Annotated in this window: 14 protein-coding genes; 8 read left to right on the forward strand and 6 right to left on the reverse strand. The window is 62.2% G+C overall.

From position 1 onward, the window contains the following. Positions 1-22 precede the first annotated feature (22 nt). From KVY23_RS13510 to KVY23_RS13525, 4 genes are read left to right on the forward strand one after another with little or no spacing between them, the layout of a single operon-like run. On the forward strand, positions 23-424 hold the full coding sequence (locus tag KVY23_RS13510) for a GntR family transcriptional regulator (protein WP_075838105.1): 402 nt from the start codon (positions 23-25) through the stop codon (positions 422-424). Then, complete coding sequence (locus KVY23_RS13515) at positions 421-1,278, forward strand: ABC transporter ATP-binding protein (protein ID WP_230556933.1); 858 nt, start codon at positions 421-423, stop codon at positions 1,276-1,278. The genes KVY23_RS13510 and KVY23_RS13515 overlap by 4 nt, the downstream gene beginning before the upstream one ends. Next, positions 1,275-2,330, forward strand: coding sequence for an ABC transporter permease (locus KVY23_RS13520; protein WP_230556935.1), 1,056 nt, complete (start codon positions 1,275-1,277; stop codon positions 2,328-2,330). Before KVY23_RS13515 ends, KVY23_RS13520 begins: the two co-directional genes overlap by 4 nt. Continuing rightward, on the forward strand, positions 2,327-3,397 hold the full coding sequence (locus KVY23_RS13525; RefSeq protein WP_230556937.1) for a hypothetical protein: 1,071 nt from the start codon (positions 2,327-2,329) through the stop codon (positions 3,395-3,397). The genes KVY23_RS13520 and KVY23_RS13525 overlap by 4 nt, the downstream gene beginning before the upstream one ends. 6 nt (positions 3,398-3,403) lie before the next feature. Here KVY23_RS13525 and KVY23_RS13530 read toward each other — a convergent pair whose 3' ends face one another. The 5 genes from KVY23_RS13530 to KVY23_RS13550 all read right to left on the reverse strand — a co-directional run bounded on the left by KVY23_RS13530 (position 3,404) and on the right by KVY23_RS13550 (position 7,203). Further along, positions 3,404-3,910, reverse strand: coding sequence for a hypothetical protein (locus tag KVY23_RS13530; RefSeq protein ID WP_230556939.1), 507 nt, complete (start codon positions 3,908-3,910; stop codon positions 3,404-3,406). A gap of 40 nt (positions 3,911-3,950) precedes the next feature. After that, the gene (locus tag KVY23_RS13535; protein ID WP_230556941.1) at positions 3,951-4,289 is read right to left on the reverse strand and encodes a hypothetical protein; all 339 of its coding nucleotides are present in this window, start codon (positions 4,287-4,289) and stop codon (positions 3,951-3,953) included. A gap of 132 nt (positions 4,290-4,421) precedes the next feature. After that, on the reverse strand, positions 4,422-4,874 hold the full coding sequence (locus tag KVY23_RS13540; RefSeq protein ID WP_230556943.1) for a hypothetical protein: 453 nt from the start codon (positions 4,872-4,874) through the stop codon (positions 4,422-4,424). Positions 4,875-4,914: 40 nt separating this feature from the next. Continuing rightward, positions 4,915-6,048: a DUF6745 domain-containing protein gene (locus KVY23_RS13545; protein ID WP_230556944.1), complete on the reverse strand. Its 1,134-nt coding sequence runs from the start codon at positions 6,046-6,048 to the stop codon at positions 4,915-4,917. 90 nt (positions 6,049-6,138) lie between these two features. Beyond that, positions 6,139-7,203 (reverse strand): GGDEF domain-containing protein, encoded by a 1,065-nt coding sequence (locus KVY23_RS13550; RefSeq protein WP_230556946.1) that lies wholly within the window; start codon positions 7,201-7,203, stop codon positions 6,139-6,141. 172 nt (positions 7,204-7,375) lie between these two features. Between KVY23_RS13550 and KVY23_RS13555 the strand changes: the two genes are divergently transcribed. Together KVY23_RS13555 and KVY23_RS13560 are read left to right on the forward strand one after the other, a co-directional pair. Next, positions 7,376-7,780, forward strand: coding sequence for a hypothetical protein (locus KVY23_RS13555; protein ID WP_075838099.1), 405 nt, complete (start codon positions 7,376-7,378; stop codon positions 7,778-7,780). Between the two features lie 62 nt (positions 7,781-7,842). Next, positions 7,843-9,165, forward strand: coding sequence for a hypothetical protein (locus tag KVY23_RS13560; RefSeq protein WP_230556947.1), 1,323 nt, complete (start codon positions 7,843-7,845; stop codon positions 9,163-9,165). Positions 9,166-9,260: 95 nt separating this feature from the next. Here the strand turns inward: KVY23_RS13560 and KVY23_RS13565 are convergent, their stop codons facing one another. After that, complete coding sequence (locus KVY23_RS13565) at positions 9,261-10,313, reverse strand: DUF3068 domain-containing protein (protein ID WP_308070886.1); 1,053 nt, start codon at positions 10,311-10,313, stop codon at positions 9,261-9,263. 224 nt (positions 10,314-10,537) lie between these two features. On the opposite strand from KVY23_RS13565, the gene KVY23_RS13570 reads away from it, so the two are divergent. Both KVY23_RS13570 and KVY23_RS13575 read left to right on the forward strand, forming a co-directional pair. Further along, complete coding sequence (locus KVY23_RS13570; RefSeq protein WP_230556949.1) at positions 10,538-11,896, forward strand: MFS transporter; 1,359 nt, start codon at positions 10,538-10,540, stop codon at positions 11,894-11,896. A 95-nt stretch (positions 11,897-11,991) separates the two neighbouring features. Continuing rightward, positions 11,992-13,113 carry a transposase gene (locus KVY23_RS13575; protein WP_230556951.1) on the forward strand — a complete coding sequence of 374 codons (1,122 nt, stop codon included), beginning with the start codon at positions 11,992-11,994 and terminating at the stop codon, positions 13,111-13,113. The last annotated feature ends 16 nt before the right edge of the window (positions 13,114-13,129 follow it).

The raw sequence follows: 13,129 nt of genomic DNA on the forward strand, positions 1-13,129 counted from the left end.
ACACTAGTGGAATGAGTAGACCATGATCGCGTATCGGATCGACCGGCATTCCGGCATCCCTGCGTACGTGCAATTGGTGCTGCAGACCAAGCAGGCACTGCGCATCGGTGACCTTGTCGTCGGCGATCAACTGCCGACCGCCAAGGATGTCGTCGGCGCACTGGCGATCAACCCGAACACCGTGCTCAAGGCTTACCGAGAACTCGAGCGCGATGGCCTGGTCGAACCCCGGCCAGGTCTTGGAACCTTCGTCATTGCCTCCTTGGCCAAGCCTGGAATGGCCGAAAAGACCGCACTGACCAACGAACTGGACCGCTGGGTTGCACACGGCATCGCGGCCGGTTTGGACAGGTCCGACCTCGAGGCACTCATCGCCTCCGCGCTGGACGCTCGATACCACGACACAGGAGATATCGAACGATGACCGACACCGTCCTGTCCATGACAGACGTCGGAAAATCATTCCGACGCAACAAGGTTCTCGAAAACTGCACCTTCGACATCGAACGAGGCAGCGTCACAGCTCTTGTCGGATCCAACGGCGCAGGCAAGTCGACGCTGATGTCGCTCGTCGTCGGGTTGCTTTCCCCTGACACCGGACAGATTTCGGTGCTGGGAAATCAGGTCGGCCAACGCGGCATCGCGTCGGGCTTGTCGTACCTGGCACAACACAAACCGCTGTACCCGCGCTTCACAGTCGGGGAAATGCTCCGCTTCGGACGCAGCACCAACGACCACTGGGACGACGCCTATGCCTCCGAGCTCGTCGACGCGGCCGGCGTCTCCACATCCGCTCGGGTCAAGTCGCTGTCGCCGGGCCACCGCACTCGCGTCGCCCTGGCCCTTGCGCTCGGTAGACGCCCCGAGGTGCTTCTGCTCGACGAACCACTCGCCGATCTCGACCCCGTCGCGCGACGCGAAGTCGCGCAGACACTGATGCGCGACGCCGCCGAACACGGCACCACGATCGTGATGTCCTCGCACGTGCTGTCGGAGTTGGCCGATATCGCAGACACGTTGATGTTGCTGCGTAGAGGTCGCATTCAGCTATCGGGTGCGCTCGACGACATCACTTCCGAGCACTACGTCCTGATCGGCGAAGGTGATCCATCACAAGCGGTCGGCGACGGCAGCGTCGTCTCCGAGGCCATCGGTTCGGGCGGAAAGTCATTCGTCGTCCGCGGAAACCGGCCGGCGTCGGCGCCAGGCTGGCAGGTCGACAACGCGACTCTCGACGACGTCGTATTGGCGTATCTCAGTGATCGGAGCGCGGCATGATCTGGGTGACCTGGCGCCAGTTCCGCGGCACGATCCTCACAGGCATATTGACGCCGCTACTGATCTCCGCAGTCATGATGGCCACGACGCTGGTGCTCGACGGAGTTCGCTCCTTCGGAACCGTATTCTTCTACTGCTTCGGCTACCCCACCACCGAGTGCGTGGCGGAAACAGCGCTCACGACAGCATCTCTCGCGACGATCGCGCTACCGGTTCTGCTGGGCGTATTCGTCGGCGTCACCGTATTTTCCCGGGACATCGAACGCCGCAGCCATGTACTCGGTCTGACTCAGGCAGTCAGCCGTCGGCGATGGTACTGGACCCGCATTCTCGTCGTGTTCGGTCCCATTGTCCTCGCCATGGGAGTCCTCGGTCTGGTGTCGTACTGGGTGCGGTTCCGCTCGTTCTCGGGCGCCTATGCCTTCGTCGGGTACTTCGATTCACGCCTTTCATTCCCGCTGTTCGGCGCGGCAGGCATTGCGCCTGCGGCGTACACCGCACTGGGCCTTGCCGTCGGCAGCGCACTAGCACTGTTACTCCGCAACACAATTGGCGCAATGATTCTAACGCTCGTAGCCATGGCCGCTGTACTGCTGGTGTTACCGACGGCCATCCGCGAGCACTATGCGTCGCCCGAAATCGAGAAGATCGAGTTGGCGGACAACTTCTACGGTGGCGATTCCGCGACGTACTCCTCCAGCCCAGACGCACTGTCGCAGCGTTGGCTCATCGGATCCGATTACATCGATCTGAACGGCGATCCCGTCACCGTCGCCTGGGACACCTGCCCGCCCAATCACGACAGTTGGCCGGAGGCCCGCCCCGAGGAGACCACCGCCGAATTCGATGCCCGCGTATCCGCTTACGACCGAGGCGTAGCGGCCGAACGGATCGACTGCCTCCGCGGCCTGGGTATCGACCACTTCGAGAACCGCTACCACCCCGACAGCCTGTTCTGGCGCTTCCAACTCACAGAGGCTGCGCTGTGCCTGCTGCTGGCAGCGCTTCTCGCCGGCGTCGCTGCCCGACTGACGAGGCGGTTGCAGCCGTGATGTGGGCAGTCTGGCGCCAGAACCGCCGGAGCCTGATAGCAACTCTGACGCTCATAGTCCTTCTCACTGCGGTGACCGTGGCTGCCGCAGTCGTTGTCGAACAGAACGATTCGACGTGGACTTTCGGACAGATTTGTTCACGTTGGAATGATGTCGGCCAGTGCCGACCCGAGACGGCCCTGACGTTGACGACGCTGTTCGCCCTCCTCCTGCCGCTGGCGCTGGGTTTGTTCGTCGGCGTTACTGCGTTCTCCCGCGATATCGAGCAGCGGACGCACGTGCTGGGGATGACGCAGTCCGTCAGCCGCCTGCGCTGGTATTTCGCCCGGGTAGTCGTAGTCTTCGTGCCTATCACTGCTGCGATGGTATGTCTCGGTCTGAGCCTGCGGTGGGCTGCGACCGCGGGTGGCAATGCTCGCGCGTTCGCCGAAGACGGCGCGATGACGGGTATCGCGTTTTCGCTCTACGACTTCCCGTACTTCGAGACGACTGGCATAGCCATCGGTGGGTACACCCTGCTCGCAATGCTGGTCGGGGGTACCGCCGCGATCTTCCTCCGATCGACGGTCGGCGCGATGGTGACCACCGTCGTCGTGTTCTTGTTCGTTCCGGTCGCCTTGACCTTGATTGTGCGGGAGGACTACGGAGACCCGCAGATCGAAGTCGAACCGATCAGCGGCTACGCTCGCGCAACGGAATACGCACCGAATCCGTACTTCACCACCGATGGGACGTGGGTTGTCGCGGCCGGCTACGTCGACAGCGATGGCACACGGGTCAGTCCCGACGAATCCCGTTGCGCCCCTGTGGCTGAACCAGACGACCGTGCCAGGCGTCCCGACGAGACCGACGATGAGTACACCGAGAGAAGACAGATTCGACAGGAAGCGACGTACGCGACCTACGACACGTGCCTACGAAATCAGGGTGTCGACAGGTACGAGATCGCCTTCCACACCGAGGACGACTACTGGCGCTTCCAAGTCACCGAAACCGGTCTGACGCTTCTCCTGAGCGGGACCGCCTCGCTCGTCGGCATGTGGGGTGTCAGGCGACTCGGCCCCTGATCGAGATCAGCCCGTCGACACCAATTCCACCGACAGCGCATACGACACCACGTGGTGCGCCGGCGGGATGTACCCCACGGGCTGAAGCACTTTCGGCCCTTCGTAGGTGACGCTGAACCAACCTGGATGACTCGTCGGCGCCTGTGTTGCTCGCTGCGTCACTGGATGACGAGAGATGACTGTGGCTCGCCCCGACGGGCGAGTGCGGTAGTCGATCCAGAGGTACCGATCCCAGACGAGGCATCCGTTCAACGTGACGAGTCCGTTCCCCTGGATGTGTGCCGGAAGTAGCGTGGTGAAGCCGTGCGCGAGGTGCGCTACCCGTTCAACTCCAAGATCGGTGACCACCTCCTCTACCTCGGCACTGACTTCGCACGAGAGTTCGGCCGACAGCCCGACATCGGCTGGTGCCGCCCAATAAGTGGTCGGTGAACACATATCTCCGACCGCCGGGGCGTCCGGGAACGGCTCGAGATCCTCGATCATCCACAGGACGTTCGACCGCACGCTCACAGCACTACGGTGACGTTGATCCGGCAAACAACGAGCCTCATCACAGGTTCTTGATCTTCTCGAGCGGATAGCCCCCGACGATCACAGCCAGAAAGACGTAGGCAGCCAAACCGATCAACTCCCAGACGCTTCTGTAGCGATGGAAGTCCGAGAAGATCCAGGCTATCGGCGCCACAAGCAGCATTGCGGCGGCAAGGCACCACACCTTGAATGCTCTGTTCGCCTCTGCGCGCAGCAATGGATCGGCCTTCACTCGGTCGGATACCGGTTCGCCGTAGTAGTCGAGGTACAGCGCTTTACCGCGAAAGCCCACGCTGGCAGCGTATGTGAACGCGATGACGCCCGCGAGCAGCAGAAGAACTAGCAGTGTGTTTTCCATAGTTCAACTCCGCTCGCGCCGTAGGCAAGGACCACGAGCAACGCCCCTCTCATCGGTGTCGCCACGATAGTCAACTCTCTCATGCAGCGGAGCGATACGCCTGTTCAGCTGCAGGCTCATTCAGGCCGCGAGTCAGTCGGCTACCAGCTGGGGAGATTCGAAACCGCCGAATCCGCGCTCACGTTGGCGTCCGATGACGTAGCGCCCCGGTGCTATTCCGGTCGCCCCGTGCTCCGGGTGGATGAGGTATGCCGTCACCTCGGTGTCGAGGATGCCCAGCGCGAGGCGTCGGGTGTCCTGCACGCCGGTCGACCAAGTGCACAAGCCTTCGTCGGCGACGAGAGAGTGCGGGTTGCCTCCAGCCGCGCTGCGCAGCAGCTCGATTCCGGAGAGCGGGACGTGGACGTACCGTGACCACGACACCGTTCTGACCGAATCCGCCAGCAGAATGTGCGGCACGACGATGAGGTCGCCTTGCGCTTGCATACCGTCGATCACGGGTACGGACACTTCCTGGTCGAGATAGTCGAACACGTCGAGGCCGGTAAGGGTGGTGAGAGCAGACAGTGTCATGGTCGAATTCATGGAGTTCACCTTGATTGAGGTAGGAGTCGATGGGCGGTGTTCAGGTGCGACGAGCGAGCCGGGCGTAGTCGTGCCCTCGGATGCCGTAGGTCCAACCGGCGGCGTCGAGCGACGACGAGATCCACCGTGGTACATGCAGACCGTAGCGGCGGCGGTGTCCGTCTCGTTCGAGTGATCCGTTGACGGTCAGTAGGATTCGACTGTTGTTGCGCCACTGCTGCGGCGCGTCGAAGAGTTGCAGTTCGCAACCGGGGTTCCCTGGGTCGTCGGAACGATCGACCATCTTCAACCCGGCCATGTCGATATAGGCGTCCCAGCCGATGCGTTCGATGGCGGTACGGCGGACCTCGACGTTGCGTTCCTGTGCAATGCGCTCGACGGTGGGGTCGAGGACAACCCATTCTGGGACGATTGCTCCGTGCTGCACGTAAACAGCTGCGCCGTCAGCGAATTGAAGAGCTGGAGCGTCGGCGCTGTGCAACCTGCGTTCATTGTGGGTGCCTCCGGGCGTCGGCTCCGTGTCCAGGATGACAGGTCGCTCCGACATGACGCAGACCTCGTCGAACGTCCACCACCAACCGGTCGAGCCGACGAGAGCAGCGAGGATGTCCAGCATGTTTTCGTCGTTCGAACGAAATGTGGCCAGGCCGGTTGAGCGGTAGAACTCGTAGAACGCAACCCGGTGCGCTTCCTGCTGCCCGTACCAGGGCAGCCCTCCACTGACCGGCGGCAGTAGCGTCCGAATCGATGCTGCCACGCCATCGAAGAGGCTGGTGCGCAACGAGTCCCACAGTGTAGCTTTCACGATGGCCGGCCGGCGGTGTATGCGCTGGTCCATCCGCGTACGTGAGTTGACGATGTCTCCGGCGATGCGGACCGGCGGGCTGTGGATACGGTCGCAGCCGAGAGGCATCGGTGTCGCCAAACCAGTGGCGACGAAGTATTCCGCCACAGCGGGCGGCGAGGGCAACCAGATGAATTCCGGTTCTCGGAACCCGCTGCGCCGATAGAGCTCTGCTACAGCAGATTCGGCGGTGGTTCGATCGGAAGGCTGTGCACACAGCCCCTGGGCGAGCCATCGGTCACGCTCGGCTGAAAGCCCGAGCAGAAGGTCATCGATCTCATGAATGCTGCCCCGAATTGGATACTTCGGGGCAGTCGATACGGCGCTCACGCGAGAAGGGCGGAGTCAGCCTTTCCTGTTGTCATGTATTCGAGGATGACACGTCAGTTGCGCGAACGCAAGGACAACCCACTCTGGAGATCAGGAGTGGCCTGCGTCGACATGGACCGCATTGCCCCCGGATTGTTTCGCGGTGTACATCGCAGCATCTGCCCTGTTGCAGGCGTCTTCGATGCCGATCTCGCTCAGAACTGCCCCATCCGTGTGACACATCCCGATGCTCACAGTCGCACTTGTCCCGTCGTGTGACGCCAGCCGAACTCGCAGAGCATGAGCCCGTTCGATCGCCCTCACCGGGTCTCCAGGGGTGACGATGACGAACTCCTCGCCCCCGGTGCGAGCAGTGACCGCCGGCGGTACGAAGAACTCGTTGATCGTCGCCGCGATGTCACGGAGAACGATGTCGCCGTGTGCGTGGCCGAAGCGGTCGTTGACGAGCTTGAAGTTGTCCAGGTCCACCACCATGACGGTCACCGTCTTGCCTGCTTTGTCACCTTCGGCGACGGCGGCGTCCAATCCCCGTCGGTTGTGCAGCCCGGTCAGGGGGTCGTAGAAAGACGACACGGCATCGCCGCGCAGCAGCAGAAGGAGCGCCTGGGTGAGCACCGGTCCGGAGAACAACACCAGGGCCACCACGATTGCGTAGAGACTGTCGAGAACAAAGTCTGTGTCGGGGCGTCCGATGGCAAGGACGAACAGTGTCCCTACAATCAAAACGGACCAGAACTGATGGAGGACGAACAGTTTCTGCCCGTGAAATGTACCGATGTAGCTTCCGCACACTCCCAGTGCCGCCGCACACGGCAGCGCCACCAGCGGATCCGCGAGAAGCAGCAACGTGGCGGCCACGCTGATCTCCAAGAACGCAACGAATGCGCGCGACCAGTTCTCGTCGGGCCATGGCCCACGGATCCACATGCCCCCGACCACCGCAGCTACGACGGCGAGGACCAGCGCGAAAGTGCGACCTACACCGTCGGGAAGTCCCGCGGGCGTGAACGTCAAGAGGACGCACAGTATCGAATACAACAAGCACCACGCACCCACCGCGTAGTGCGCGTGCCGCAACAGCGGGTCGACGCGGTGATAGGCCGCAGTCCGCGCATAGTCGGTGGGGTGCGTCCACCATCGACGGATCAAGTGCATACCGGTGAACGCCTTCTGTGCATGTTGCTGTCACCGCAGCCCGATATGACTATCGGGCCGACCCCAACACGCGGTGACCTTGACTATTCAAGCAGAATTCGGACATGCCGACACGACAATTGAACCGTTTTGTCAGCCGCAAGCTACTACCGCAATCCGATACGTTGGGACGATGAAGACGCTGATCGCGACGTCGTGGATCTCGGTGTTGTGCGCTGCCTCCATCGGGCTCTTCGCCGTGCCGCAGCTGGTGGGCAACGGCGTCGTAGAAACGGGTCCGCTGATGGAGGTGATGGTGTTGCTTCCGACGCCCATCGGTTTGTTCGCATCACTCGTCGGGGTTGTGTCCGGTATCGAGGTAGTCGCCCGCAGCGCCGAACCGTCTCGGTCACCGATAGTCCTGACGATCGGTCACGTGCTCACCTGTGGCCTTGCCGTCGCGATCGTCGTCTGGGCCATCAACGGCTCTACCGGCTGGGAGCTGATAGTGCTCCCGACGTCGCTCATCGTTGGGCAGCTCGTGGTGCTGACCGGCCTGCTCACGTTCTGGTGGCGCCTGCGTACCCCAGCACGATAGTCACTGGGCGAGCGTGCCTGGTAAGAAGTAGTCATGAAACTCATCAAGTCCACGAAAGGCCTGTGAGCGCCCACAGCTCTCGCAGGTTCGTACCCGGTCAGCTCGCCGGCCACGGGTCCGACCTCTGGATTCTCGATACAGGAAGACCGTGCTTGCTCAGACGAGCGCACGACGGATCGACGACGGCGCACACCGTCCCCGGCGTCAACCGCGGCTCGGGGATCGTCGGCCACGTGCCACGGTGGCTGCATGCCGACGACTCGGGGTGCTGGGTCATCGGCGCCGACGGCATATCCCACTGCGACCACCGCGGTTCCGTCACCATCGTCGAACCTGACCCGATATCCACTTCCGCATTGTCCGACGGTGTACTCGCCACGGCCAGACCACTCGGTGACTCACTGATTCTGCGCACTCTCGGCGCGGGTATCCACGCGACCGTGGAGTTACCCGCCGAAGTCGAGGCAGTCAATCCCACCGACGGCGGGTTTCTCGTGTTCATGCGCACGGGACACTATTCGAGCACTGCGCCGCAGTTCGGAAGGGGGCCATGGTGCGCGCGGGTCGGTCACGATGGGACGTTGACGCTCGGCACCGCATGGGACGTCGATGCCTGGCGGGGAATGACCACGGTGGTCGATATGGGCGGCCCCGTCGCCCTCGGTAGACGCGTGAAGCATGCACAGGTACTCGACGGCGAACTGAAACCCGCTTTCGCGCTGCCGCTTACGTCCGACTTTCCGCCCTGGTCGACTTCATCGGGGGTCTGGATGGTGATGCGAACATCAACTCTCGTTCACGCACTGCGCGATTCGACATACGCCGTTCAGCCGACTTTGCATGAGCCGAACTTCACCTACTTCCGACTCGGCAAAGCGCTGTTGACACCTGATCAATGGGCCGCGGCGCCCGGCTTTCCGGTGGGATTGGCACTGGTACCAGATCTCGAGCAGCTATGGATTTCGACGAGCACGGGCACTTTCGTCGGCGAAATGACTTTCGGTGCCCTCACACTCCAGGAGGCCGAACTGGACCACCTACCAGAGGTTCCTGTGACCCCACCTCTCGAGCTCGGCGATCCTGACGAATGGACCGAACGGCAACGCCTGCGTCTGCTCGACGAGAATCGAGCAGCTGGCATGCTCGACATCGAGATCGACGGCTGGTTCCCGACCACATGGTTGCACTTGATCTTCCGAGTTCGAGAGATCCAAGGAGTGACTTTCGCTCGGGCGATGTCGGTGTTCGACCGAGACGGCCAACCGCGCATCTGGACGGGTGCGCCGACGCTGATGGAGTGGATTTCCCTCGACATCATGGAATCGGGCGGACTCGAGCGTCTGAAGAAGAAGGAGCCCGGCCGCTTCGGCTACGTGTGGATCTAGCGTGGGCGCGCCGAAACGCAGACAGGGCCCCGTGGTCTGGACAGCCAAGGAGGAGCGGAGCAGTAGCGGAGAAACGCTCCTGCTCCGCGTCGGTGTCACACAGACGCGCGGTCGTAGTCCGGTCGAACCACCTGTGGCTCCTCAGCCGAACAAGAGCGCCTACGATCGATGACCGTCAGCGCAAGTGCGGCCACAAGGGACACTCCGCTCAATACGTACAACAGCGTCGGGCCACGAGAAGTGAGCCAGGTCAGCTTGTTTGCGCCATCGCGTGCGGAAGCGAGTTGCTCGGCGCGTCCATCTTCATCGAGTGACAGGTTGCCGCGGAATATGGTCAGCTCGGGGACCTGCGGATCTCTGGCGAAATACTGGTAGGGCGTTTCCTTACCCCACACCAGGCTTCCGCTCATCGGCTCGATGTAGATGTCGCGAACATTCGAGTACCACCGCTTCATCGTGATCGAGTCCTCGCCGTCACCGACTCCCCACTTCGATGCCGGCAGGGTGACCGAATTGATCGGCGACTGTGTGGTGGTCGACAAATCGAATCCATCTACGACCGAACGGAAGTGGTAGATGGTCAAGCCGTCCATGTCCATCTGCTCGACGAATTTCGCAGGGAAACTGGTCCACGCCGTGGCGTCGTACACCGTGTAGTCGATCTGCTGAGTATCGAACGGAAAGCGGTGCTGCAGGCCAACGCGTGGGAGCGGAATAGCAGGTGCGTCGACATTGGTCTGCAACGAGCCTGCTGGTTCGACGGGCAATCCCGTACGCCGGTCACTCGTAACCCTGTCGACCGAGGCAGTCAGCAAAGCGGAATCGCCTTCGCGATCGCCACGGCGGACCGTCGCTCCCGCCTGAAATGTCAGACGATCTGCGTCCGAGGGCTCCTCGATCGTGATGAACCGCTGCAGAATCAGAGGGACGTTGTCTGCAACCTCCAGGGGCCCGGGCGCGGCGATCGTCGTGGCGTCCAACACCTCACCGCCTTCACCGGGCGCAGTGGTTGCCACAGTGGTGGTGCGGATGTCCAGGGGGGTTACGGCCAATCGGTCGTACACGAAAGTCGGCAGAAGAATCGCGACCACCAATGCAAACGATGCCATACCTACCAAGACGCACGACACAGCTCGCATCGCTGACATTCACCTTCGACTTCCACACTCGGCCGGTCCCGGACACGGGACCGCATCCTGACAGACCATGATGCCGGGCACATCCCCAGAAATGGCGGCAATGGCTTAGTGAGATGTCCGAACTTTCTACAACACTTTTGGGGGGTTTGCCCGATATTCCGACGGTCCCAATTGGGCCTCGAGCACCTTACGCTTGCCGCCGGACAGTCGGATGATTTGAGGAGCGGCGCCACATGACGAGCGATATCGACCAGAAGAGTGCGACGCCTCGTTCGGCGCGATGGCGAACCATCGGCACCCTACGGACCGGCCCAGGATCGTCGACGCTCCCCTTCGGCTGGGCACCTGCGATCGTCTTGATCCTCGTCGCGTTCGTCGATCGAATCGAATTCAGTCTCGTCGCCGCGGTTCTTCCGCAGTTGCAGGCCGAATGGGGCTTCGGGGACGCTGTGGCTGGATCCTTGCCCACTGCATCCGCCATCGCGGCAGGAATTCTGGCGATACCGGCGGCGTATATCGCCGACCGTCACGACCGCGGAAAGATTGTCACGATCGTCGTAATCCTTTGGTCGATAGCTACGTTGGGTTCCGCCCTTGCGCCTACCTTCCTCATCTTTTATCTGGTACGCGTCGGCCTGGCTGCCGCGGAGGCGATCGACAACCCAGCCAGCGCAAGCCTTCTCGCCGACTTCTACCCACCAGCCACCCGTTCCACCGCATTCGGTTGGTGGCGAACATCGGCGTACCTCGGCGGCGCGGGCATCGTGCTGGGAGGAATTCTCGCGGAATGGCTCGGCTGGCGAGGAGCTTTCGTCGTCATGACCATCCCCGGGATTCTGGTCGCCATTCTCGTCTCCCGCCTTCGCGAGCCCGAACGCGGGTTTGCGGACCGATTGGCATCCGACGCCGATCCGATCCGAAATACTCCTACTCAGACCGCGCCGCTTCGGGCGCAGATCTTTCGGGTCCTTCGGATCAGAACACTCTGGTACACCGGTGCGGCGTTGACCGTCATGAGTATCTCCATCGGCGGCCTCACGTTCTGGATTCCGAGCCTGCTACAGCGCGAGTTCGGATTGTCGGAAGCGGCCGCCGCAACGTTGGGTGGCGGACTCACGCTGCTGGGAATCGTCCTCGGCACCTTGGTCGCCGCGCGCGTAACCCGGCGCGCCGTCGTAGGAACACTTGCCCGCTGGCGAGTGTTGCTCGGCGGCATCGGAATTCTTGTCGGGAGCATCTTCATGACCGGCGCATTGACCGTCGAGACGACCGTAGTGTTCGTCGCCCTGCTGACGCTCTTCGCGTTCTTCTCAGTGTTCGCGCTTCCGACCCTCACTGCGTGCGTCGCCGACGTGGTCCCGGCACGTGACAGAGGACTCGGTTTCGGGCTGCTACAGATCGCCGCGACGGTCGGCGGAGCCGTCGGGCCATTGCTGGTCGGTGTCGTCTCCGAGGCTGCCGGCTCCCTCAAGACCGGAATGGTTCCCCTGCTTCCGCTGCTGGTCGTCGGCGGCATCCTTGCATTGCGGGCCTACTCGCACGTCGACCACGATTCACAGAGAGTGCTGGTCGCGGCGGCGGCGGAGGACTGATCGCTGTAAACATCGCTTGGTCATCTGAGCGGACGATACCAATGGGTGTGGGTGTTGCCCGCACACAGGTCATCGTTGGGGTATAGCTTTCGAATGTGAAGCTCACTGGGACTGCCGTTGTCGACCACCACCAGTTCGTTATCGGATCGCCGATGTCCGAGACCTACGAGCCGTCGGAAACCGGCAGTGTCATTGAGGTCGGGGCAAACTTCGTCACCATCAAGACCGGCATCGCGTACGGCCCCGCAGCCTTGGCACTCGAAGTGCTCGACCGCGAACCTGCCGGACTCGACACCTCCGCCGAATGGGAAGTCGTCGAGGAAGCGACGATCGAAATCAGCAAGCCGATCAGGGTGGTCACGCTCGACGGACGATTGTCGACTGACTTCGATCGAGTACCGATCACCAAAGGGCTCCACACATTCCGTGTGTCCGCTCAGGGGCGGGACACCAACTGGGACTCGCCTGCCACTGAACCCACCGAGTCGTACTTCGTTCAGATATGGAAGGCTACGCAGCCCGCAAGCATGCGCAGACTGCACAAGACCGATACCGCGTGGGACGACGAGATCGTCACACACAAGGTGCGAAACTTCTGGGATCCCGATCCGGCGGGCGACGCAACGCTCTACGTGAAATACGGATACGAGCAGATGGCGATCTGGGCCAAGGAGGAAGCCATCCGGTGGGGCGGGCGGCCACCGACCGACAAGCTCCGAAAGCAGAGCTACGCACAGGAATTCGCAACCCACGACCGGATGCTCGTGGACGCGATCGCCCGTTGCCGCGCGCCGAAGCTCAGACTCATCGCAGCTTGGGCTGCTCGTCGTGCCTACTCGATCGCCAACATTGCGGAGATCGACTGGATTCGAGACGGCCTCGAGGCGTTGGAGCGGGGCGAGCAGCTGCCGTTCCCATTCGACGATCGGTCCGGATCACACGTACGGGACGCCTTCGACGCCGAACCTCGAATCGAACTGTGGACAACAGACGACGTGAGCGGGGCGCGAGCAGCAACGCCCGCACAGGATGCCATCCACGCCTTGACCGACGCCAGCAACGAAGAACCGCTCACGGCGGTCTTCAGGTCCCTCCGGATCGCTGCACTTACTGATGGATCCGACTATCTGCAGCTCATCACTGACCTTCGCCGTAGGTTCTTTCCCAAACTCGCGCCGGCCGATCAGTATGAGCGCTGGATTGGCCACAGCATCTGAATGCCTTGCGATCTTC

The organism is Rhodococcus sp. I2R (assembly GCF_020889545.1).
In the GTDB taxonomy this organism is placed as follows: Bacteria; Actinomycetota; Actinomycetes; order Mycobacteriales; family Mycobacteriaceae; genus Rhodococcoides.

Coding starts and splice junctions, on each gene's coding strand:
- KVY23_RS13510 (WP_075838105.1), top strand. CDS start 23: ATGATCGCGTATCGGATCGACCGGCATTCCGGCATCCCTGCGTACGTG.
- KVY23_RS13515 (WP_230556933.1), top strand. CDS start 421: ATGACCGACACCGTCCTGTCCATGACAGACGTCGGAAAATCATTCCGA.
- KVY23_RS13520 (WP_230556935.1), top strand. CDS start 1,275: ATGATCTGGGTGACCTGGCGCCAGTTCCGCGGCACGATCCTCACAGGC.
- KVY23_RS13535 (WP_230556941.1), bottom strand. CDS start 4,289: ATGGAAAACACACTGCTAGTTCTTCTGCTGCTCGCGGGCGTCATCGCG.
- KVY23_RS13540 (WP_230556943.1), bottom strand. CDS start 4,874: ATGAATTCGACCATGACACTGTCTGCTCTCACCACCCTTACCGGCCTC.
- KVY23_RS13550 (WP_230556946.1), bottom strand. CDS start 7,203: ATGCACTTGATCCGTCGATGGTGGACGCACCCCACCGACTATGCGCGG.
- KVY23_RS13555 (WP_075838099.1), top strand. CDS start 7,376: ATGAAGACGCTGATCGCGACGTCGTGGATCTCGGTGTTGTGCGCTGCC.
- KVY23_RS13565 (WP_308070886.1), bottom strand. CDS start 10,313: ATGTCAGCGATGCGAGCTGTGTCGTGCGTCTTGGTAGGTATGGCATCG.
- KVY23_RS13570 (WP_230556949.1), top strand. CDS start 10,538: ATGACGAGCGATATCGACCAGAAGAGTGCGACGCCTCGTTCGGCGCGA.